At 44.1% G+C, this 23563-nt stretch carries 20 protein-coding genes and 1 pseudogene; 20 read left to right on the top strand and 1 reads right to left on the bottom strand.

Annotated elements, in window-relative coordinates; genetic code table 11:
* Positions 1 to 14: 14 nt before the first annotated feature.
* The 11 genes and pseudogenes from ACEW8F_RS08055 (at position 15) to ACEW8F_RS08105 (ending at position 14440) form a co-directional block, all read left to right on the top strand.
* Positions 15 to 1637: a SpoIIE family protein phosphatase gene (locus tag ACEW8F_RS08055; RefSeq protein WP_373482958.1), complete on the top strand. Its 1623-nt coding sequence runs from the start codon at positions 15 to 17 to the stop codon at positions 1635 to 1637.
* A gap of 4 nt (positions 1638 to 1641) precedes the next feature.
* A complete protein-coding gene (locus ACEW8F_RS08060) occupies positions 1642 to 2196 on the top strand; it encodes a GNAT family N-acetyltransferase (RefSeq protein WP_373482959.1) in 555 nt (184 codons plus the stop codon).
* Positions 2197 to 2384: 188 nt separating this feature from the next.
* On the top strand, positions 2385 to 2795 hold the full coding sequence (locus ACEW8F_RS08065) for an ATP-binding protein (RefSeq protein ID WP_373482960.1): 411 nt from the start codon (positions 2385 to 2387) through the stop codon (positions 2793 to 2795).
* Positions 2796 to 2911: 116 nt separating this feature from the next.
* On the top strand, positions 2912 to 5218 hold the full coding sequence (locus tag ACEW8F_RS08070; RefSeq protein ID WP_373482961.1) for an ABC transporter permease subunit: 2307 nt from the start codon (positions 2912 to 2914) through the stop codon (positions 5216 to 5218).
* Positions 5215 to 5931 (top strand): annotated as a pseudogene (locus tag ACEW8F_RS08075) (amino acid ABC transporter ATP-binding protein); the annotation flags it as partial. The gene ACEW8F_RS08070 and the pseudogene ACEW8F_RS08075, both read left to right, overlap by 4 nt.
* Positions 5932 to 6480: 549 nt before the next feature.
* Entirely contained in the window at positions 6481 to 10569 is a 4089-nt protein-coding gene (locus ACEW8F_RS08080) for a PEP/pyruvate-binding domain-containing protein (RefSeq protein WP_373482962.1), read from the top strand.
* Between the two features lie 128 nt (positions 10570 to 10697).
* Positions 10698 to 11900, top strand: a complete 1203-nt coding sequence (locus tag ACEW8F_RS08085) for an ATP-binding protein (RefSeq protein ID WP_373482963.1) — start codon at positions 10698 to 10700, stop codon at positions 11898 to 11900.
* Between the two features lie 141 nt (positions 11901 to 12041).
* Complete coding sequence (locus ACEW8F_RS08090; RefSeq protein ID WP_373482964.1) at positions 12042 to 12632, top strand: hypothetical protein; 591 nt, start codon at positions 12042 to 12044, stop codon at positions 12630 to 12632.
* A 154-nt stretch (positions 12633 to 12786) separates the two neighbouring features.
* Entirely contained in the window at positions 12787 to 13389 is a 603-nt protein-coding gene (locus tag ACEW8F_RS08095; RefSeq protein ID WP_373482965.1) for a helix-turn-helix domain-containing protein, read from the top strand.
* Positions 13390 to 13437: 48 nt separating this feature from the next.
* Entirely contained in the window at positions 13438 to 13803 is a 366-nt protein-coding gene (locus ACEW8F_RS08100; protein WP_373482966.1) for a GIY-YIG nuclease family protein, read from the top strand.
* Positions 13778 to 14440: a CatA-like O-acetyltransferase gene (locus tag ACEW8F_RS08105; RefSeq protein ID WP_373482967.1), complete on the top strand. Its 663-nt coding sequence runs from the start codon at positions 13778 to 13780 to the stop codon at positions 14438 to 14440. The genes ACEW8F_RS08100 and ACEW8F_RS08105 overlap by 26 nt, the downstream gene beginning before the upstream one ends.
* A 101-nt stretch (positions 14441 to 14541) precedes the next feature.
* Here ACEW8F_RS08105 and ACEW8F_RS08110 read toward each other — a convergent pair whose 3' ends face one another.
* Entirely contained in the window at positions 14542 to 15135 is a 594-nt protein-coding gene (locus ACEW8F_RS08110; protein ID WP_373482968.1) for a TIGR00730 family Rossman fold protein, read from the bottom strand.
* 265 nt (positions 15136 to 15400) lie between these two features.
* Here ACEW8F_RS08110 and ACEW8F_RS08115 point away from each other — a divergent pair, with 265 nt between their 5' ends.
* The 9 genes from ACEW8F_RS08115 (at position 15401) to ACEW8F_RS08155 (ending at position 23494) form a co-directional block, all read left to right on the top strand.
* The gene (locus ACEW8F_RS08115) at positions 15401 to 16285 is read left to right on the top strand and encodes a metal ABC transporter solute-binding protein, Zn/Mn family (protein WP_373482969.1); all 885 of its coding nucleotides are present in this window, start codon (positions 15401 to 15403) and stop codon (positions 16283 to 16285) included.
* Positions 16282 to 17049 (top strand): metal ABC transporter ATP-binding protein, encoded by a 768-nt coding sequence (locus ACEW8F_RS08120; protein ID WP_373482970.1) that lies wholly within the window; start codon positions 16282 to 16284, stop codon positions 17047 to 17049. Before ACEW8F_RS08115 ends, ACEW8F_RS08120 begins: the two co-directional genes overlap by 4 nt.
* 1 nt (position 17050) lies before the next feature.
* Positions 17051 to 17911 carry a metal ABC transporter permease gene (locus ACEW8F_RS08125; RefSeq protein WP_373482971.1) on the top strand — a complete coding sequence of 287 codons (861 nt, stop codon included), beginning with the start codon at positions 17051 to 17053 and terminating at the stop codon, positions 17909 to 17911.
* Positions 17908 to 18345 carry a Fur family transcriptional regulator gene (locus ACEW8F_RS08130; protein WP_373482972.1) on the top strand — a complete coding sequence of 146 codons (438 nt, stop codon included), beginning with the start codon at positions 17908 to 17910 and terminating at the stop codon, positions 18343 to 18345. The genes ACEW8F_RS08125 and ACEW8F_RS08130 overlap by 4 nt, the downstream gene beginning before the upstream one ends.
* A gap of 114 nt (positions 18346 to 18459) precedes the next feature.
* Positions 18460 to 19755 (top strand): MFS transporter, encoded by a 1296-nt coding sequence (locus ACEW8F_RS08135; RefSeq protein WP_373482973.1) that lies wholly within the window; start codon positions 18460 to 18462, stop codon positions 19753 to 19755.
* Positions 19756 to 19785: 30 nt separating this feature from the next.
* On the top strand, positions 19786 to 20598 hold the full coding sequence (locus ACEW8F_RS08140; RefSeq protein ID WP_373482974.1) for a glycerophosphodiester phosphodiesterase family protein: 813 nt from the start codon (positions 19786 to 19788) through the stop codon (positions 20596 to 20598).
* 237 nt (positions 20599 to 20835) lie between these two features.
* On the top strand, positions 20836 to 21651 hold the full coding sequence (locus ACEW8F_RS08145; RefSeq protein ID WP_373482975.1) for a glycerophosphodiester phosphodiesterase family protein: 816 nt from the start codon (positions 20836 to 20838) through the stop codon (positions 21649 to 21651).
* A 69-nt stretch (positions 21652 to 21720) separates the two neighbouring features.
* Positions 21721 to 22533: an XdhC family protein gene (locus tag ACEW8F_RS08150; RefSeq protein ID WP_373482976.1), complete on the top strand. Its 813-nt coding sequence runs from the start codon at positions 21721 to 21723 to the stop codon at positions 22531 to 22533.
* A 58-nt stretch (positions 22534 to 22591) separates the two neighbouring features.
* On the top strand, positions 22592 to 23494 hold the full coding sequence (locus ACEW8F_RS08155) for a helix-turn-helix transcriptional regulator (RefSeq protein WP_373482977.1): 903 nt from the start codon (positions 22592 to 22594) through the stop codon (positions 23492 to 23494).
* The last annotated feature ends 69 nt before the right edge of the window (positions 23495 to 23563 follow it).

Consider the following 23563-nt stretch of genomic DNA (forward strand, 5'->3'; position numbering starts at 1 on the left):
AAAAGGTGGCAAGTATGAAAGAACAAAAAAGTATTCGACGAATCAGTTTAAAAACCAAATTCGCATCAGCCAGTATGATTCTGGCACTGGTGTTGTCGCTGGTGATTGTGCTGGTTTCCTATTTCAGTTATCGGGATTCCATGTTTAAACGTTATGAAGAACAGATCACTTCGTTGGTGAATACAGCTTCAGTCCTTGTTCCGGTTGACAAGGTCAACCAGTATTTTGAAACCGGCCAGACCGATCCTGATTATGAATTGTTTATTAAAGAGTGGCAGATCATTCAGGAACAGAACCAGTTGGAATACCTTTATGCTTACGTGCCCACTGAAAAAGGGTTTGAAGTTTTTGGTCAGGGAACTAAACCGGGGATGGAAGGTCATTTTATTCTTGGCGATTTTTTAGGATCAGACTATTTTCCGCGGGAAGACATTGATGCCGCTAATCAGTTTTTTAGCGGTTCTGAGAAAGCTAAGACAATTATCACGAATGAAAGCGAGTTTGGATACCTAATTTCTTCAATTAATGTGTTAAAAGATGCGCAAGGGAATCCGGTTTTGATTGTTGGGGCAGATATGTCTATGGATGATATCGATGCAACCCTCTTTAATTATATAATTCTGGTTTCATCAATTGCTGCGTTGATCTTAATTCTATTTATCACCATTTATCTGCTATTTCTCAACAAGTCCATCATCGATCCATTGCAGGTGATTGTTGATAACGCCACGGATTTTGTTAATACTAACATCGATGACAATCTCAATGAGATTGTGGCTTTGAATATCGATGTCAAAACGGGTGATGAAATTGAAATTCTAGCCGAGGCTTTTAACAAAATGACTAGTGACATTATCCGCTATATCAAAGAACTGACCAGTGTCACTTCTGAGCGAGAGCGAATTGAAACCGAGCTGCGAATTGCCACCCTTATACAAGAAGGAATGCTACCCCGGAACTTTGAGTATCCGGACAGACATGAATTTACGCTTTATGCGTCGATGCGGGCGGCCAAAGATGTAGGTGGTGATTTCTACGATTTCTTCTTTGTGGATGATGATCACTTCTGTATCACCATTGGCGATGTGTCCGGAAAAGGGGTTCCGGCGGCTTTGTTTATGGCGATGACCAAAGCAACGGTTAAAGATCTGGTACTCAGACGCTTGCCCGTCGATGAGGTCATGACCGAAGCCAACATCAATTTGTGCTATAACAACGAACAAGGGATGTTTGTCACCTTACTGATTGCCATTATTAATGTCAAAACTGGGGTGTTCCAGTGGTGTGATGCCGGACATGATCCGGCGATTATCTGGAAAAAAGATGGTACGGTTGAAATGCTTACCGGAAAAAAAGGCTTTGTCTGCGCTGGTATGGAAACTGCCAAATATAAGATGAATGAATCGCAAATCGAAAAAGGGGATATCATCTATCTTTATACCGATGGGATTCCCGAGGCTAATAATACCAAAAATGAATTTTATGGACTGGAACGCCTGAAAACATTGGTTGCTTCAAAAGAAGAGCATGATATTAAATCACTGTGCGCCGACATCTTAGCAGATGTGGATGAGTTTGCGGACACGGAGCCGCAGTTTGATGATATTACCATGCTCGGATTTAAGTTTGAGGAGTAGCAGTATGGATATCATCATCAAAGGTGGGCAGGAATTGTCAGTCGAAGATTTTGAGGTTACGCTCGACCTTGACCGCAAGATTTTTGGAAATGAAATTTTGACCAATCAGGGGATGGCGTTAAAACGCTTTTTGAAATTTAAGGACGGACTGATTGCTGCTTATACGGGAAATACGCTGATGGGCTTTATCAGTTTTTTTGGGGTCACTGATTCAGTTTATCAGCGGGGCGTATTCGAGCAGGAGTACATTGACGACAATCTTGATGAAAGTGAAGTTTTGCCACTGGTAAAAGGAAAGACAAACAATATCCTGATATTAGATTTGGCGGTGGATGAATCCTTTCGGCATCAGGGTATCTCAAAGCATTTACACGAGAGGCTCTGGGATTATCTCCGGCAAAAACATAACCAAGGCTATCTGATTGAGCGAGTATTCTGTTTTGCAATTACAACTGAAGGACACCAAAGCATGTTATTTCTTGGCGGTAAAGCGATCTGGTCGAAAGACAATATTACCTTTTTTGAACTGGATAAAGAAATAGTCTTGGCGCGCCGATGATCACAATATGGGACAGAAAGCTGGACAAAAATAACCTCGAAAAGCCTGCGACTGCCACATTTATCTGGAAAATAGCAATATCAAAGACAGTCATATTTTTACCAGAGACCTGGTATTTCAATCGATCAAATCGATGTGATGGGGGTCTCAGAGGATTTGTTAACAAACAGTAGAGGAGATCAGATAATATGAAGAGATTGACCGTAAATGCATCAACAGATAACCTGCCTAAGGTGCTCGAATTTATCGATACCGAATTGGAGAAAGCGGGGGCCAGTATGAAAATGATATTTCAAGTTGATCTGGCTGTGGAGGAAATATATGTAAACATTGCGCACTACGCCTACGCCCCAGATGATGGGAACGTGATTATCCAATTTGATTCCTATGGTGAACCCCCGCTTGTAGAAATACAGTTTATTGACCGCGGAAATCCCTTTAATCCTCTTGATAACCCGGATCCGGACATCACCTTGGCGGCTGAAGAGCGTCGTATTGGCGGTTTGGGCGTGCTGATGGTAAAAAAGAGTATGGATGAGGTGGACTATCGCTTTGAAGAGAATGAGAATATCTTGACAATTAGAAAAGTGGTATCCTAAATTAGTTTTTACCATGCCGAATAAATAAACTGAGGGCTGGAGTTGTTTGATTAATAGCGGCAAAAAAGCACTTGGATTTCTTGAAAGACTAACAATAAATAAAATGGAGGCGATTGATGAAACGCTTTTTTGTAGGATTATGCGTATTGATGATATTAGTGCTGGCCGGCTGCAGTCAGACGGTGGCACCTCTTCCGCCGGTGGAAACGGCAAAAATCGGAACGATGATTGGAACATTGAGTGAATCACTGGCCCCTGAAAAATATCCTGAGGCAGAAATTAGCCGTTTCAACAATTATGTCGATGAGTCGGCGGCAATGATGGCGGGAAAAATTGATTATGCCATCATGGATTATGCAACGGCTCAAAATTTTGTTAAGAGTAACGAAGGAACGATGATTTGGTCAGAACCATTGACCGATGAAGTGACTGCGATGGCCCTTAAAAAAGAGAATACTGAGCTTAATCAAAAGATTAATGGGGTGTTAAACAGTTATTTAAGTGATGGTACCGTAGATGAAATTAAGGCGCACTGGTTTCCGGAAGAAGGCGGGGCATATGAAATCGTTGATGTACCGAAAAATGTCAGCGGGCCGGTGTTGAGGGTTGCCGTAACATCCCTGACCGAGCCCCGATGTTTTGTCAAGGATGGTGAGCTAACCGGGATGAATGTCGAATTGATGAGCCGGATTGCTTATGAATTGGGGATGCAGGTTGAATTTCAGGACATGGACTTTAAAGCGATGATTGACAGTCTCCAATCGGGAACCAGCGATGTGATTGCAGCCATGTATAATACCCCGGAGCGGTCTGAAAAAGTCGATTTTACAGCTGGTTATTTTCCCAATCCCCAGGTTTTTGTTGTCAAGGAAGATCGGATTGAGGCAACTGAAGGGGGCCAGGGAGGGCAGCAGACGATCAGCAGTAGCAGTGATCTGAACAAGGCCGGCTACATCATTGGTGTACCGGAGGGAACCCCACCGGAGGAGGTCGCCAAAGAATTCATGCCCAACGCCGATATTTCCTATTTTACCCAGTTTATGGATGGCGTGGCAGCGTTAAAAAGCGGCAAGGTCACAGCGGTGATCTATGACAGCTCCGGGGTTGATCGGATTCTTTTAAGTAATCCGGATCTGGTTAAGCTGGACGAAGAATTGGGAAACATAGAGATTGCCGCCGTGGTGAGTTTGGAGGAGACAAAGCTCAATGACCAGCTTAATACCTTTATTGGTCAGTTTCAAGCCGATGGTACGGCTGCGGCGATGTATGAGCGATGGATAAATAATACTGGTGGGGTAATGCCAGATATTCCCAAACCCCTAAACCCGGAGAAAAAGATCACTATTATTACCAACGGCTTAACTGAGCCGATGAACTATTATGAAAATGGCCAACTCACCGGTTATGATATTGAATTTATGAAGCGTTTTGCCAGTTATGCTAATCTGGATTTTGAAATCATCACCATGGATTATGCGGCCATGATCCCCGCCTTACAAAGTGGCAAGGGCGATGTGATCATCTCCGACTTCTTCAAAACCGACGAACGGGGACAGGAAGTTCTCTACAGTGATGCCTACGTGGTGCTGCATAACAGTGTGCTGGTGCGAAAAAGCATGTATTCCGGAAATATCGAGAATGCTGAGGGAACGGCGATAGCCAATCAAAGCCAGACCGGTACGGGCGGCTTTTTTGCTTCGCTTCAGGACAGCTTTAACAAAACCTTTATTGTCGAAGACCGCTACAAGCTGGTGTTAGAAGGGCTTTGGACAACCATTGTCATCTCGATGCTGTCGTTGTTATTTGGCAGCTTTCTGGGTGCCGTAATCTGTGCGATGCGCAAGTCCCGCTTAAAGATCGTATCCGGGCTGGCGATTGTTTATATCCGATTGATTCAGGGGGTGCCGATTGTGTTAACCCTGATGATCCTTTATTACATTTTGTTTGCGTCAGTGGATATCCATCCGATCCTCATCGCCGTGGTGGGTTTCTCGATTAACTTTGCCGCCTATTCGGCGGAGATCTTTAGAACCGCCATCGATGCCACTGACAAGGGACAACTGGAGGCAGCCTATGCGCTGGGATTTACCAGGGTATCCAGCTTTTTCAAGGTCACCTTGCCCCAGGCTCTGCGTCATATTCTGCCGATTTTCAAGGGCGAATTTATCAGCATGGTAAAGATGACCTCGGTGGTCGGCTATATTGCCATTCAGGATTTGACCAAGATGACGGATATTATTAGGAGCCGGACCTTTGATGCCTTTTTCCCGCTGTTTGTGACCGCTTTTATCTATTTTGTGATCACCTACCTGTTTATTATCGTGTTGGGAAAAATTGAAGTTCAGGTCGATCCCAAACGACGGAAACGGTTGGTCAAAGGGGTTGTGGATCCCGAAGTGAGCGCAGCGGAGGTGGCAGAATGATAACAATTAATGGTTTGTCCAAAAGCTTTGGAGAATTAGAAGTGCTTAAAAATATCAGCACTGAAATAAAAGAGGGCGAAGTGATCTCGATTATCGGGCCATCGGGCTGCGGGAAGTCAACCTTTCTGCGCTGCATCAACCTTCTCGAAACGCCGACAAATGGTGAAATCGTGATTGACGGCCAGAATATCCTCGCTAAAAATGCTGATGTCTCGGGACTGCGTCAGAAAATGGGAATGGTGTTTCAGTCTTTCAACCTCTTTTCCCATCTGATGATCATTGAAAACCTGATGCTGGGGCCCGTGAACTTACTGAAGGTACCCCGGCAACAGGCCTATGATGAAGGGCTGGCCTATCTGGAAATGGTCGGACTGCGGTCAAAAGCCCTGGCCTTTCCCGACGAATTGTCCGGTGGCCAGAAACAGCGGGCGGCGATTGCCAGAACCCTGGCGATGAAACCAGAGATTGTTTTATTTGATGAACCCACCTCAGCCCTGGATCCCACCATGGTCAGTGAGGTACTGGGGGTTATCCGCAAGCTGGCATCAAGCGGGATGACGATGATGATTGTGACCCATGAGATGAAGTTTGCCCGGGATGTCTCCAGCCGGGTGTTCTATATGGATGAAAAGGGAATTTACGAGGACGGATCGCCGGCAGAAATTTTTGATCATCCCCAGAAGGCCAGGACCCGGGCGTTTATCCGGAAAATTTCAGCCTTTGAATACACCGCGGCTGGCAGCGGCTTTGACCTCTATGAACTCAATGCCAAAATCGAAACCTTCCTCAAAAAGCAGATGTTCACCGATCGGCAGATTATGAATGTCCAACTGGTTTGTGAGGAGCTGATCCTGGCGATCCTGCTGCGGGAGTTTCCCCAGGCCAGCGTCGCACTGTTGGTTGAGTATTCGGATTTAAGCGGTGAGGTCACCATCGAGGCCAGCTTTGAAGGAGACACTTATGAACTGGAAAAAGCCGCAGAAAATGAATTATCGCTGGCGATCATCCATAATTACGCCAAAGCATTGACGGTTACCCATGAAGCGGGCCGCAATTCCGTGAAAATAATAATTTAAGCGAAGTATTAACAAACGCCTCTGGGTCAACACGTTGACCCGAGGCGTTTGCTGTTTAGAAGGCTCATCATATAAATTAGATTACCGGAAAGAAATCGTATTCATTTGATCCGACGATTATGATATACTGATTAAAAGGTAAAGCCGACATTTACCCAAATCGATTGTAATCAGGGGGATAATAAAATGGCTAACGTGTTTTCTTCCAAGGCTTTAGAGGCCAATCTTAATCAGACCCGGGAAAGCGTCACGGAGATCCCGGAAATTCAGCTATGGTTCGGCGAATTATCAAAAGATTACTGGGGGATTCATAAACGCACCCAGGAGTTTTTAATTGAGCTCAATCATAAGTATCGCAACAACCGCTATGTTATTGAATCGTTACAGACCATTTGTCTTGGCGATATCTGGTTGTACCATAATCTTGAAGACTCCGAAAAGGCCTTCACCGTTCTGGTGGAGATGATCCGGTCAGTGCTGCGGTCTAAACTGAAAGACAGCCAGCGGGCGCTGCTTAGCCAGGTATTGATCCGCTTTATGGATCGGCTGGCCAATCTTGACGATTTTCCCAAAGTAATAATTTATTTGTGCATCGATGTTCTCAAAGAGGACATGGCGGAGCACGAACTTCTTTATGTCAAAAATTCCGGTGCTTTTAAAATATATTTAAATAAGGTGGCAGCGGATCCCGAATTCACGGCAGTGCTGGAAGCGATCACCGCAAAATTACTGGATCAGTGCATCGATTACTGGGATCAAACCTCATTGGCCGACGCATGGTTTGATTCACGAAAAAAACTTTTTCCCCATCTGCAGGCGGCAGACATCCAGGCCATCGGCCATGTCTTTTTTGAGGAGCTTAGAGCGAAACGAAAGCAGGCCACTGACTGGCAGGAACTTCAACAGCAGCCCTTTTTCAACGACATCGCCAATTATTTCCGCAGCTTCTCAGAAAAATTTCCCACCCATCTGGAAACTATTTACTATTTGTATTATCTGCTTCATTTGCCCGGAATGGTGACCCTGAATGACCATCTGATTTATGATATCAACCGGAATCTGCGAAATATCTTTGATGAACTGGATTCCCAGGATATCACCGAATTTATTAATACCATTATGGCCGAGTTTCAGGAACTCAAACAGGAGCATGGGGACACCGTACTGGATTGTATTCTCACCCTGGGCAAAGAAATCATTGCCACTGGTGATGCCGCTAATATTGACTATTTCATCAAAGCGCTGATCAGTCTGGGCTTTAACTACCCGGGGAAATTGAGCCTCAATACTGACTGGCAGATTCTGATTGATTCTAATCACGTCAAAAACATTCGGGTATGGCTGGAGTTAATTGAAGAAAATCCCCGCGCCATGCGGGAGTTGCTGGCGGCCCTGATTGTTAACCTCAAGTTGGGCGGGATTTTTATTTCGGACACGGATCTTTTTCAGCGGGACATTACCCGGCTGCTTAACGGTGAGATCACTCCGGTTTATCGGGAAATCAAACAGCTGGCGCGGATCTTTCCGGTTTATTTCCGGGAAATCGGGGCCGAGGGTGAACTGCGGGATGTGACAACCGCTATTGATGAAGCCTCCCGGCGTAAAGACCGGCTGATCCATTTTATGCGCAAGCAGATTCATATCGAAAGCAACAATACCCATATCGATCTGGCCCGGAAAATCATTACCTACTGGTATGATGGCAACAAAGAACCGCTAAAAGAGATGATTCCCCAGCAAATCTTTGAAGGCCTCGATCAGGATAGTAAATGGTTTATCCGGCCGCATGAAACGATGATCCGACTTTGTGAAGAACTGAAAGCATCCCCCACTGAGTTGCTCCGTCTGGATATTGATGTGATCCGGGAGGCACTCCACGAATTGGCCCCAGATTCAAGACTGGATATTAAACGGGTGCTTTACCTTTTCAGGGCTTATTTCCTGCTGCTGGAAAAGTACTCCTTTGAATTTGACGATGTCCTGGCGATGCTCAGAGGTTACAGCCCCAACCTGACCGGGGATTTGACCGAGCTCAAACACAGTCTGAAAACTGACGATAAGGAAGCATCGATTCGCCAGATTTATCAGCATATGAACCATCTCAAAGCGATTATTCAAGATCCCCATCCCAGTGAAGCCTCAGAAAATATTTATTACAAGCGGCACATTGCCGCGGATATTCCCTCGATGTATGGCGAATATGTGGAGCCCAAGTTTGATGCCCTGGGTCTGATGTACCGCCTCGAACGGACCGTAGCCAAGCTGATGACCCAGGTCACCCAGCCCTTTAATGCGGAGTATATTACCGCTAAAACCTTTCGCCAGATTTATCATATCCTGCTGCTATTTAAGGACGGTCTGGAGCTTGATGGCATTTACAATCAGGGCTTTAATTCTCATCTGGATATGCTTAAATTCGGGCTGGCCTCGCCCAGCTTTTCGATCCACCAGTACATCAATATATTTCAGTTTATGGCCAACGATATCAAACAGATTATCAGCGAATACTTTTTTGATCTTTTCGAGGTCCCGATGCGGGTTATTATCCCCCAGGTGCTTGCTTCAAAGCAGGTCGAAATGGCCGGGGACAGCCGCAAATTCTATCATATCGAATCAGAGAAATTCCTGCGGGACAACCTGTCCACCGCCTTTCTGGTTCAGGATCTGGATAACTTTATCACCGACACCATCAGCGGACTGCGCAGCATGATGAAAAACTATTCCAGTGCCTTTATCGAAAGCATGATGACCTATGACCCGGATATTAGCTTCAGCCTGCTGACTGAAAGCACCGCAGAAATCGATAACCCGGTTTTTCTGGGAGCCAAGGCTTATTTTCTGAAAAAACTGATTACCTACGGATTTCATGTACCGCCAGGATTTGTGATTACCACCGAAGTGTTTCGTCACAAGGAAACCATTGAAGGACACCCGGATATGATGCGTGACATGGATCAGCGGATTGAGAAGCATATTGCGATCATTGAGGAAATCACGGAACAATCATTTGGCAATGCCGACAACCCGTTGTTTTTCTCGATCCGCTCGGGTTCATCGATTTCTCTGCCTGGCGCCATGAAAACATTTTTAAATGTCGGGATGAATGACGAAATTGCCGAAGCCTTCAGTAAGCGGCAGGGTTATGGCTGGACCGCCTGGGATTGTTACCGGCGCTTTCTCCAGAGTTGGGGGATGGCTTATGGCATTGACCGCGATGTTTTTGACCGGGTGATGCTGGAATATAAACAACAATGGGATGTGGAACTGAAAATTAACTTTACTCCGGAGCAGATGAAGACCGTCGCTTGCAGTTACAAAATGGTCTTAAATGACTATCACATCGAAATCGAAAGGGATCCCTTTCAACAGCTGAAACAGGCCATTCGATCAGTTTTGGACTCATGGTTTTCCGAAAGTGCGGTTTATTATCGCGATCATCTGCAGATTGCCGAGGACTGGGGCACCGCCGTAGTAGTCCAGAAAATGGTGCTGGGGAATCGTTCGGCCCACTCCGGTACCGGGGTGGTATTTACCAGCAGTCCCTTTAACGGCTGCGCCGGGATTAATCTCTATGGCGATTTTGCCCTCTGTAGTCAGGGTGAAGATGTGGTTTCGGGACTGGTCAATACCCTGCCCATCAGCGAGTCGCAAAGAATACGGGATTATCAGGACAGTAGTTTGTCGTTGGAGTCGGGATTTCCTAAAATCTACCAGGCCTTGATCCATTATGCCGGACGACTGATTGAAGAATATGGCTTTGTCCACCAGGAAATAGAATTCACCTTTGAATCTGATAACCCGGAGGATTTGTATATTCTCCAGACCCGGAATCAGAACCTGAAAAAACAGACCTCCTTTTCCAGCTTTCTGCCGGCACCCCACGAAATGGAACTGGTCGGTCACGGCATCGGTATGAGCAGCGCGGTGCTGTCAGGACTGCTGGCCTTTGATATGGCGGATATGGAGGGTTTAAAAAGAAACGCTCCCGAGGCCAAAATAATTCTGGTGCGCCCGGATACGGTGCCGGATGATATTCCCTTGATCTTTGTCTGTGACGGTCTGATTACAGCCAAAGGCGGGGTCACCTCTCATGCCGCGGTGGCAGCCGCCAGCGTTGGTAAGGTCTGCATCGTTAAATGTAAGGGCCTGATAGTCAATGATTCGACCAAAGAATGTACCATCAATGGCCATCGCTTTAAATCCGGGGATCCCATCTCCATTGACGGCGGGCTGGGGAATATTTACAAGGGAAATTATGAGATTGGTGAGATTTAATAATAGATTTCGATATAACGAAAACAGAAGTTATTTATCATGATTGATTTCGTTATATCGAAAACTATCGTTGTAAACTGATTGTTTATACGATATAATTAAGATAAAAAGACAGGTGGTGGTAACTGATGATAAAAAGAGAAACATATTTACAGAAAATCAGACCTTTTTTTAATCAAAACATTATAAAGGTATTAACCGGAATCAGAAGATGTGGAAAATCCGTAATGCTGGATCAGATTAAAAATGAATTGATGGATTTAGGTATTGAAAGCAATCAAATTATTGCGATTAATCTGGAGTCCGGGGAATGGTTGTTGAAAAATCAGGTTGAACTGCTTTACGATTATGTGAAGGTACGCATCAATCAAACGAAAAAGAACTACCTGTTTCTTGATGAAATTCAGGAGATTAATGGATGGGAGAGAGCTGTTAATGCATTTTTGGTCGATTTCGACATTGATATCTATATAACCGGGTCAAATGCAAAATTACTCTCGGGAGAATTGGCGACCCACCTGGGAGGCCGATACGTGGAATTTAGCATTTATCCTTTTTCGTTTGCGGAAGTCTGCGAAATCAAAAGGGATAAAGGGTTGGATGTCGATATACAGAAGGTTTTTCAAACCTATCTACGAATGGGCGGGATGCCTTTTATATATGAATCCGACATTGATGAAAGTTCACAGAAAAAGTATCTATCAGATATTTATGATTCGGTGGTGCTAAAAGATATTGTGGGCAGAAATAATGTCAGAAACATCGACTTACTCCAGCGGATTCTGCTATTTTTGATGGCTAATATCGGAAATCCATTCTCATCATCAGCTGTGATCAAATTTTTGAAAAATGAAAAACGAAGTATTTCCCAGGAAACCATCTATAATTACATTAATTATTGCGAAGCCGCATGTTTTGCTTATTTGGTTGTAAGAGAAGATATTGTTGGTAAACAAATTCTTAGATTTCAGGAAAAAATTTACCTCACTGATCACGGATTCAGAGAAGTGGTTTATGGCAACAACGAACGGGATATTCAGCAGATTCTGGAAAACATCGTTTATTTGGAACTATTACGAAGAGGATATGAGGTAAGAATTGGAAAAGTATCGACCAAAGAGATCGACTTCATTGCAATAAAAGGCAATCAGCGCGAATATTACCAGGTTTCCTATATTCTTGCAGAAGAAACCACCATTGAAAGAGAGTTCTCTCCACTAGAAGCGATTACTGACAATTTCCCTAAATATGTGCTGACCATGGATGCTTTTGATCGAAGTCGAAATGGGATTAAACATGTGAATATTGTCGAATTTTTGGTGGGGGAGTAGGAAGATAAGAATAAGAATGGCAGGAAGAGAATAATTTACGATATAACGAAAAGCAATCAAAGACATCAGGGAAGTTTATAGATATTAAAAATGAGATTGTACTATATTTTAGTAGAAAAATCAGAAAGAAGATGAAGAATAATGGATTATGTAGAAAGGCTAAACGAATTTTTCAATCCGGATTTGTTAAGACAAAAACTTATAACGGCCTCAATTTATATTGCGGTTTATGAGAATTTCAAGTCTTCTATTGTAGATAATGTTAAATATTTTTATTGGAGCGGTTTTGAAGATGGGAAAGAACAGTTCGAAGAGTACGAAAAAAAAGTTCTTTCGAGAGTGGAAAGTAAAAAAAATCGTCAGATCAGAGCGACGCTACTTTGGTATAAAGAGCAGGATGCAATAGCTGAACAGGATATAGAAAAATTTAAGGAAATGACCGATATGCGCAATATGCTAGGTCATGATTTGTTTAACAGAGTGATCGAGGGATTACCAGAGAATATCTATGAAAATTACATTGAGATGATTGAGCTATTTGAAAAAATTACGAAATGGTGGATTAAGGAAATCGAGATACCAACAAGCTCAGAGATCAAGCCGGAGCAGTATGATGCCATCAACTGGGATGAGGTAACTTCTGTAAATTTGGAATTCATAAAGATTATGACGGACATTGTTTTTACTGGTAATGAGGAATACTCAGAGTATTTTAAACAGGCTAAACAATAATATTTTAATTATCTTCTAATGCTTCTTTCAAGCAAATTTACCGCGATCCTGGCAAAAAAGGCATTGTTGTTTTTAATAGGCACAAAACTCTACGGAGCGTTGATTGAATAATTTCTATCGATCAATTACTATAGTTCATATGGAGGTAAGACAATTGGATTGTAATAAGGTAGGCATACTACTGAAGGCGTTACGAAAAGAAAAAGAAATGACCCAAAAGCAGGTTGCCGATCAGATGCACATCAGTGATAAAACCATCTCCAAATGGGAGCGTGGCCTGGGTTGTCCGGATGTATCCCTGCTTAGGGAGCTGTCGGAACTATTTGAGGTGAATATTGAAAAAATACTTTTAGGAGATCTGGAACTGAATGATATGGAAACGGGAAACTTGAAGAAGACGAAATTTTATGTTTGTCCAAACTGTGGAAATGTAATTAGCACGACTGGCGATGCGGAGCTTTCCTGTTGTGGACGCAAACTGGCCCCTCTGATCGCTAAACCGGCAGATGAAAAACATAGCGCTATTATAGAAGATGACGATGGGGAATACTATATCACCTTTGATCATGAAATGAGTAAAGACCATTTTCTTTCTTTTGTGGCTTATGTGTCGGCGGATCGAACCTTGTTTATCAGACTGTATCCCGAGCAAATGGCGGCGGTACGACTGCCGATAATGAGTGGCGGAAAGCTGGGGAAGAAGTATGGCAGTAAACTGTACTATTATTGCAGCAAAGAGGGTCTTTGGGTACTGTAAGAAAAAATAGGCAGAGCAGTATAAGGAGAATTAGAGGAATTAGATTTTATGGAAACACGATCAAAAAAAGAACTAAAAGAGAACTATAAAAACAGAACTGTCGTCGGGGGAATCTACGCCATCAAATGTAATGGTAATGACCGGATCTGGACAAAATCAACCAAGGATATGGCGGGTCAAAAAAACCGGTTTGGGTTTTCCGTGGCAATCAATTCATCCCCTGAACCCGCCATGCTGGAGGAATGGAAACAGTATGGTGCCAAGTCGTTTTCCTTTATTGTTCTGGAAGAAATCGAAAAAGGTGAAGCCCAGACCGAGGAAGAATTTAGTGATGACGTTGCGACGCTGTTTGAAATATGGATTGATAAACAGAAGGAAGAACTAAAAAATGAACACACAATTACATCCCATTGACTTTGAAACCTGGGAGCGGAGACAATACTTTTATTATTTTACCGAAATGCTGCCCACTGGATTTAATCTCAATGTGGAGATTGATATAACTGCGACCTATCATCATATTAAAGAAGCGGGTAAAAAGTTCTTTCCTGCCTATCTCTATCTGGTGGCAAAACTGATAACTGAGCAGCCGGAATTTCGAGTTGCTAAAACAGCCGATAAGCTGGGGTATTATGAGGTCTTACACCCCTCCTATGCCTGTTTTCATGAGGATGACAAAACAATGTCGAACATGTGGACAGAATATGCACCGGATTTTGAAAGCTTTTATCAAAACTACCTGAATGATCAGGAACAATATTCCGGGAACCACGGGATTCTGGCAAAACCGGAGCTGCCACCGCCCAATAGCTTTATGGTTGGGATGTTGCCGTGGACACAGTTTACCAGTTATTCACCGATACCTTATGCCAAGGCTGATTATTATTTTCCCGTTTTGCAGGCGGGCAGATATTTTGAAAAAAACGGCAGAAAAATGATGCCTTTTTCGATTACCGTTCACCACGCCGTTGCTGATGGCTATCATGTGGGCTTATTCCTGGAAAAATTTCAGGATGCTATGAATCAACCCGAGCAATGGATCAGGCTATGACGAAAGTCATAGCCTTTTAGGTCTTTTTCAAAGACCATCAGAATGATATCTTAATCATGAATAATGATGGTTCTGGCATAAATTGAAATGGTTGAAATTTATTATTTTATCGCGGCCGGATCCAGTTGCTGCCATTTATTGCCCAAAACGGGCGGAATATAGTGGATCATCTGATTGACCAGTTCACCGGGATCCGATGAGACCAGCACCAGTTTGGTATTGGACGGGTTCATAAAACCTTCGTTGACAATATTCTGCATCATCGCCATGAAGGAATCAAAAAAGTTGGAAATGTTGAGAACCCCTATCGGTTTTTTGTGGATGCCCAGCTGCGCCCAGCTAAGGGTTTCAAATAATTCTTCAAAGGTACCCACCCCTCCGGGAATGGCAATAAAGCCATCGGATAAATCAGCCATGGTTTGTTTGCGCTCATGCATGTTTTTCACTTCAATAAAATGGGTCAGGCGATCGTTAATCACTTCCTTGGGGAAGAGACCGCCGGGCATAACGCCGGTGACGCGGCCATTGTTGTCCAGCATATGGTTGGCAATTTCGCCCATCAGACCAAATTTTGATCCGCCGTAGACTAATTCAATATTGTTCTTAACGAGCACCAGGCCCAATATTTTTGTCATTTCTTTGTATTCCGGACGAACACCCAGATTGGAGCCGGAATAAACACATATTTTTTTCATAATGATGACCTCCTGAAATATGATAATAAATAGCAATTATTCTATTAATTTGAATCTTAAAATTTGAGTAGCTAAGTAAGATCTTTAAGTATAACAAATCAAACGGCAATGTGACAAGTTATATTGTGGAGTTTCTTAAGTAGTTTACAGCAATATCCGACAAATAATCTTTGGATAATACCATTGACACAAAAGAAGCGTAGGCATACAATGATTATGCAAATACAAATCATTTGCATGATTATCAAACGAAGGTGGTAAGAAAATGAAAAAGATGAAAGCTTTTCGCGTTTTAATGGGACTAAGTCTGGCTGTCTGTCTGTTATTATTAATAAGTGGTTGCCAGAGTGGTGAAAAAACCGAGGTAACCAGTGAGGGTGAAAAACCAATTGTCGCCGTAACCATTGTACCTGAAAAAACGTTTGTTGAAGCCGTTTGCGGCGACCTGGCCGAGGTTATTGCATTGGTTCCGCCGGGAAATAGTCCGGAAAACTATGAACCGACGCCTCAGGAGATGGAGAACTTCAGTCAGGCACAAGTGTATTTTACCATTGGCGTGGCGACCGAGGAGGCAAATATTTTACCCGGTGCAGGCGATGTTAAGGTCGTTTCATTACAGGAAGCAGCCAAGGCTGTTTATGCTGAAAGATTATTTCCATCGGGGGAAAGAGATCCTCACATTTGGCTTTCTCCGAGGCGGGTGGAGGTAATGGTAGAAACCATTGCCGCAGAAATGTCAGAGTTGGATCCAGAGAATCAAGCCGTTTATGAAAAAAATGCTAAAGACTATATTACCAAGCTTAAGGATCTGGATCAGGAGATAACCGCAGTTTTGGCACCGGTTCAGAATAAGAAGATGATTGTGTTTCATCCCGCATTTGGCTATTTAGCCGATGATTATGGCCTGGAAATGGTTGCCTTAGAAGAAGAAGGCAAGGAAGCAACCGCTCAGCAGCTGCAAAAAATCATTGATCTGGCGAAGGCAGAGAATATTAAGGTGATTTTTTATCAGGAAGAAATTGACAGCAGTCAATCTCAGGCATTCGCCGATGAACTCGGTGGAAAAACGATTCAACTATCGCCGCTGGCTGCAGATTATATTGAAAATTACCAGAGCATGGTAAAAACGATGGCAGAGGTTATGAAGTGAGAAATAAAGTTGTACACGTGGACAATCTAACCGTCTTCTATGGACAAACACCGGCGATCGCCGGTGTTTGTCTTGATGTTTATGAAGGTGAGTATTTAGGGATCATTGGACCCAATGGCGGCGGAAAAACAACTTTGTTAAAAACAATTCTGGGAATCAACCCGCCAACTGAGGGGGCCGTGGAGATATATGGTGAGCCGATTGCGAGGAAGCGCACATTGATGGGGTACGTTCCCCAATTTGCTGCCATGAATAAGACATTTCCGATTACCGTCTTTGAAGTGGTTTTAACCGGTCGGATCAAATCCCGGTTTAAGCCCTTTTTCCATTATACGCAAAAAGACAAGGAAATCGTCTGGGACTTACTGGCGAAGGTCGGGCTCAGTGATCTGGCAGAGCGGCAAATTTCCCAGCTATCGGGGGGAGAATTTCAAAAAATGCTGATTGCCAGAGCCTTGGCTGTTAAACCCAGACTGCTGCTGCTGGATGAACCCACCGCCAGTGTGGACGCGGTTTCACGGGAACAAATCTATCATCTTTTAGAGGAACTGAACAAAGAAATGACTATCATTCTGGTGACCCACGATCTTCTGGCCGTATCCTCTTATGTGGGCCGGCTGGCATGTTTGAATACAAGACTGGTTTATCATGGCGAACCCGAATTGACGGAAGCAGTGGTTAACCATCTTTACGGATGTGCAGTTGATCTCATTGCCCACGGCGTTCCTCATCGGGTACTAAAGGATCACAAGGAGGATTGCTGAGATGTTGGATGCATTATTTAAATATCAATTTTTGCAGAATGCCTTTTTTGCCGGGATTTTAGCCAGCATTGTTTGTGGGCTGATTGGGGTGATCATTGTCGAGCGAAAACTGGTGATGATGAGCGGTGGCATTGCCCATACTGCCTATGGTGGTGTCGGTTTGGGCTATCTGCTGGGTTTTGAGCCAATCATTGGGGCCTTTATTTTTTCAGTTTGTGCGGCGTTGGGAATTGGTTATATTAATAAGAAGGGTGGCGCCAAGTCGGATGTTGTCATCGGTTTGTTCTGGTCCGTTGGGATGGCGCTGGGGATTTTTTTTATTGCCCTGATGCCCGGATATCCCCCCGATCTGAGTTCCTATCTTTTTGGCAGCATTTTATCAGTCACGCGACTTGATCTCTATTTAATGATCGGTTTAACACTCATTGTCGTTTTTGTGGTGGTGGTTTTCTTTAATCATTGGAAGGCCTATTTGTTTGATGAGGAATTTGCTGCTATTTTAGGCGTTAACACGACGATACTGGAATACGGTCTTTTAATTCTGGTGGCGATGACGGTGGTGGTACTGATTCGGGTCGTCGGAATTATTCTGGTGATTGCGTTGTTGACAGCCCCGGCAGCATCAGCGGGCATGCTGAGTTCGAATTTCAGGAATCGGATGTTTTATGCCATAATCTTGGGGATCATTTTTTGCTTAACAGGGATGTGGATTTCTTATGAGATAAATATCGCTTCAGGCGCAACGATTGTTATTTTGTCGGTAGTGTGTTATTTTAGTTTATATGCAGGACATATGATCAAAAATAAAGCAAACTGGATCATTCACAAAAACCGCACCGAAATGAATGAGGAAAACAAATGAAAAAGCTGGATATGCTGGAAGAACTGAAGAAAAATGGGATGAAGTCGACAAAACATCGGGTGGCGATCCTTGAGATATTGACAAAAAAGGATCAGCCTGTTTCAGCTGAAAGAATATTCTTTGAAATGCAGAAAATGGAAGTATCCATTAATCTGTCGACCGTTTACCGAAATCTTGAGGCTTTGGCAGAAAAGGGACTGGTGACGAAATTAAGTTTATCAGGAGATAACCGTTCGGTGTTTGAGTATAATCGCATGGTACACCGCCACTATCTGATTTGTTTAGGGTGTAAAAAAATATTGGCCATTGAGCATTGCCCCATTAAAGGCTATGAGCATCAAATTGAAAAAGAAACCGACTACGAAATTGTCGGACACAAGCTGGATCTTTATGGTTATTGTCCGCAATGCAGAAAAGAACAGTCACAAATATAGGCAAAAAAGTGCGAATGACTAAAGTATGAAGATTTATTAAAGATTGGTTAAGTTCATTGATAAAATACACCGCTGATGCTATACTTTTTTCATGATAGAAAAAGGAGCGTGTTGATGAAGCTGGATTACCGCCTCACCGTTCTGGTTGGTCTTGGGTTTATGACCATCAGTGCATTTTGGAGCCTGTATGATTTTGTGATTCCAATGATTATGTTGAAAGCCTTCGAATTTGGGGACACCATGGCTGGGGTGGTCATGTCCTTTGACAATGTGCTGGCCTTATTTATGCTGCCTTTATTTGGGATGCTTTCTGACAATACCAGTACCAGAATGGGGCGACGAATGCCCTATATTCTTGGGGGCACCGCTTTGGCCGTGGTTTCGATGCTGTTGATACCCTATGCAGTGATGGCCAATAAGCAGACTTTGTTTATTGTGGCCCTGGCGTTGGCGTTGCTGTCGATGTCTTTTTACCGCTCACCAGCGGTGGCCCTGATGCCGGATGTGACCCCTAAACCACTGCGATCCAAGGGGAATGCGGTGATTAATCTGATGGGGGCAGTTGGCGGGATTATGGTTTTGGGAATGGTGGCGCTGCTGGCCCCGGATAAAGACAATATTAACTATTGGCCCCTTTTTCTTGGCACCGCCGCAGTGATGGTGGTGGGTGTCATTATCCTCAAACTCACAGTTAACGAGCCGGATGCGGTGATAAAAATGCGTCATAACAGTGCGGCTCTGGGTATCGACGTCGAAGAGGCGGAGCATGATGAGACCCTGGTAACCCACGAAAAGCTGCCCAAAGAATATAAAAAGAGTCTGATCTTTATTCTCTTATCGGTGGCCTTATGGTTTATGGGATATAATGCCGTAACTTCGGCCTTTTCAAAATACGCTATGGTTTCCCTGGGGATGAAAGAATCCCAATCGGCACTCATTTTGATGGTCGCCAGTATTGCTGCAATTATTTCCTTTATTCCCGTGGGGATTATTTCATCAAAGGTGGGACGCAAAAAAATCATTCTGATCGGGGTGGTGGTACTGGCCGCTGTTTTTGCCACAGCTGCTCTTTATACAGCGTTTAACCCAATGCTTTTTGTATCCTTTGCTTTAGCCGGAATCGCCTGGGCGGCGATTAATGTCAATTCCCTGCCGATGGTTCTGGAAATGTCTAAGGGTGCCAATGTTGGCCGTTATACCGGTTATTATTATACCGCATCGATGGCTGCTCAGGTTGTTACGCCGATTATATCCGGGGCGCTGTTAGAGCACCTCGGCTATCATACGCTGATGCCCTATGGCGCCTTGTTTGTCGGGTTGGCGTTTGTAACCATGATGATGGTTCAGCATGGCGATTCCAAGCCCATTGCTCCCCGTTCCAAGCTGGAGGTTTTTGATGTGGCAGATTGATATGATGGATTGTTTTAGACGGGAAGGCCGATGATGATCTACTTTATCCTGGCGCTGATCGCATTGTTTTTGTTCTACCTTTTTATCATTTCGCCAGGGGCACTACCGGGCCATTCAGATCCGGCTCTCTGGGAAATCAGCTATGCCCATCGGGGCCTCCATCAAAAAGATAAGATGATTCCGGAAAACTCCATGACGGCCTTTGCAAAAGCTGCTGAGGCAGGATATGGAATCGAGTTGGATATAAATCTGACTGCTGATGGAAAAGTGGCGGTCTTTCACGATGACAGCCTGCTTCGGGTTTGCGGGGTGGATAAATTGATCACCCAATGTTTGTCAACCGAGCTTTTGAGTTTTCGGCTTGAAAATACCGAACAGACCATTCCCTTATTAGCAGATGTGCTGAAACTTGTAGATGGGCAGGTTCCCCTTATTATCGAATTGAAAAACACCAAAGATTGGCAGCAACTCTGTGTTAAAGCCTCCGAAATGCTGGATGATTATGCGGGACCTTATTGTATTGAGTCCTTCCATCCCGGGATTGTCAGCTGGTTTTACAAAAATAAACCAAAGGTGGTAAGAGGTCAGCTTTCGGCGGGCCACCGAAGTTTTGACGGCACACCATTGTGGCAGAGCTTGCTGATTGCTTCGATTATGACAAATGTGGTTTCCCGACCGCATTTTATTGCCTATAAGCATCAGGATGCCCATCACCGGCTCAGCCTTCGGCTGTTTCGGCAATTGGGGGGCAAACTGGTTGGTTGGACGGTCAGGGATAGTGACGATACCGTGGAGTGTATGCAGTTTTTTGATATGATTATCTTTGAATTCTTCAGACCTTAGGCTCTCAAAACAAGATTTAACAGAAAATAGTCTAAATACTAATCTAGTTTTAATGATTGACTGAGAAAATAAAGGGGTAATAAAGACATACATCGCAAAAATAGACACTAATAGTAACAAAGAAACGGTCAGGTTATTGCGAAACAGGTAAGCAGCCTGACGTTTTCGCAATTGCCGCTAAAATTTTGAGAGAAAGGGACTGATTTGGTTTAGGTTAACAGAAGTGGGTGAGGGTACATGACACTGTATATCGTGGCAGGAATAGTCATATTTATTATTTATATTTTGTTGCTGCTCCCGGGCAGAATGCCAAAAGAGGTTGATGATCGACTCTGGACCAGTTACTATGCCCATCGGGGGTTGCACGAGAAGGATAAGTCGATTCCGGAAAATTCCATGGCTGCTTTTAAAAAAGCGGTGGCAGCTGGCTATGGCATCGAAATGGATTTAAATCTTACCGCCGACGGAAAAATCGTTGTCTTTCATGATGATAATTTATTGCGTTTGTGTGGAGCGGAGAGGTTGATAACCGATTGTACATATGAGGAATTACTGGCTTATAACCTCGGAAATACCAAAGAAAAGATCCCCTTATTTGAAGAGGTGCTAAAAATGGTGGATGGTCAGGTGCCCCTGATTGTCGAACTGAAAAACACCAAGTATCTCAACGAACTGTGCTCTAAAACAGCTGAGCATCTTGATCATTATGAAGGGTTGTATTGCGTGGAATCCTTTCAGCCGTTAATTGTCAGGTGGTTTTATAAAAACCGGCCGGATGTGGTAAGAGGTCAGCTTTCAGTCGGGCGTAAAAGTCTCAAGGGACTGGATGTTAAACTGTGGCAATGGTTGTTAATTATTTCATTTGCCACCAATTTTATCACACGCCCACATTTTATGGCATTTTGCCATGGCGATGCCAGGCGAAAACTGGGGCTCAGTCTTTTCCATCTGCTGACCGGAAGGCTGGTTGGCTGGACGGTTCAGGATACCGATGACATCGAGTATTGCAAGAAAAAATTTGATGCGATCATATTTGAATATTTCGAACCATGAGTTTTAGTAAAAGGTCATAGCATATCAATGGATTTGCTGGGCCTTTTTCCAGGTTGAAGGAGGAAGAAGATGGAATTTTTGCAGGAACAATTACAAGCTCAAAAAGCCGGGCAGGCGTATGCCGTTCTGACGGTTGTCGAAACCATGGGAACGTCCCCGTGCAAGGTTGGAAAAAAGATGCTGCTGTTGGATGATGGCACCTTTTATGGCACGGTGGGCGGCGGCGAGTTTGAACGGGAAGCCCTGGAAGAAGCCAAACAGGCCATCAAAAACAAGCAAAGCTATTTAAAACCTTATGAACATATCCCAACTTATGAGGCCGAAGGTTTAGGCTGCAGTTTTAAGGTGACGCTTTTTGTAGATGTTGTTTTTCCGCGGCTGCAATTAGTAGTCTGCAATGGCGGACACGTTGGCACGGCGGTGTTACGTTTAGCAAAGCACCTGAATTTTGAAACCATCCTGCTGGATACCAGGGCACCGGAACTGATCAGGGAGCAGATTGAACTGGCTGACCAATTCATTTTCTGTGACAATTTTGAGCGTGGTATCATTGAAGGCGATATTCCCGACGGAGCCTATTACGTCTGCTGTGCATCCACCCATACTCAGGATAAATCAGCACTGAAGGGAGCCTTGCAGAAAGAGTTTGCTTATATCGGGATGCTGGGCAGTGTCAAAAAAACGGTTGAAATGTACCGGCAACTAGAAGAAGAAGGGACCAGCAAAAGTCTTCTGGAACAGGTACACACTCCGGTCGGGCTGGATATCTGTGACATGTCACCGGAAGAAGTGGGCTTTTCGATTCTGGCGGAAATACTGATGATCAAAAATGGCGGCACCGGAAAACCCCGTAAGGAAGTCAAAATGCTGGCCCGAAAATAAAACTGATAATAACATAGGATTTAATACGAATTTGAAAACGGTATCAAAGGACTGGCACATGAAAATAGATCGGCTCATCGGAATATTATCCATCCTGCTGCAGCAAAAAAAAGTGACGGCCCCCTATCTGGCAGACATGTTTGAAGTCTCCCGGCGAACTATTAACCGGGATATTGAAGACCTTTGCAAGGCCGGAATTCCACTGACAACAAAGCAGGGGGCAAACGGCGGCATTGCTATCATGGAAGGCTACAAGATCGATAAAACGCTGCTGTCTTCGGGGGAACTGCAGTCGATCCTGGCCGGGCTAAAAAGCCTGGACAGTGTCGCCGGAACCAATCAGTATCGGCAATTAATCGACAAGCTGGCAGTTAGTGGCGGAGCGACCCAGCCGGATAACCATATCGTTATTGATCTGTCTTCACACTATAAAAATTCATTGGCACCCAAATTTGAAACCATTAAAAAAGCCATCGATCAGAGGCGACTGATTGCTTTTTATTACTACTCACCAAAAGGAGAAAGCAGCCGACAGATTGAGCCTTATTTGATTGTCTATCAATGGTCATCCTGGTACATCTGGGGCTATTGTCGGGAGCGATCCGATTATCGTCACTTCAAACTTAACCGCCTTTGGGATTTGCAAGTGCAGAACGAGACCTACGAGCCCCGGGATCTGCCGGAATATAACAGTCAAGAGCAATTGGCCATGCCCAGCCAGATTCATCTGGTGGCAGAATTTGACCCCACTATGAAATGGCGGCTCATTGATGAATATGGGATGGATTGTTATCAAATGACCAGGGCGGGAAAACTTCGTTTTGAATTTTATTTCTCCAGCCGAGAAAATCTTTTCAGTTGGCTGCTGAGCTTTGGCGATGGGGTGGAATTAATTGAACCTGAAGGGCTGAGAAAAGAGTTTTTAATAGTCGCAAGAAGAATCAGCGAAAAATACCAATGATCGATTTAAACATGACAGACAGGTGTCGTGATTACTGCGGTACAATAATTCAAAAACGAGGAGGAAAAA

This window comes from Acetobacterium sp. (genome assembly GCF_041752335.1).
Classification (GTDB): Bacteria; Bacillota; Clostridia; order Eubacteriales; family Eubacteriaceae; genus Acetobacterium.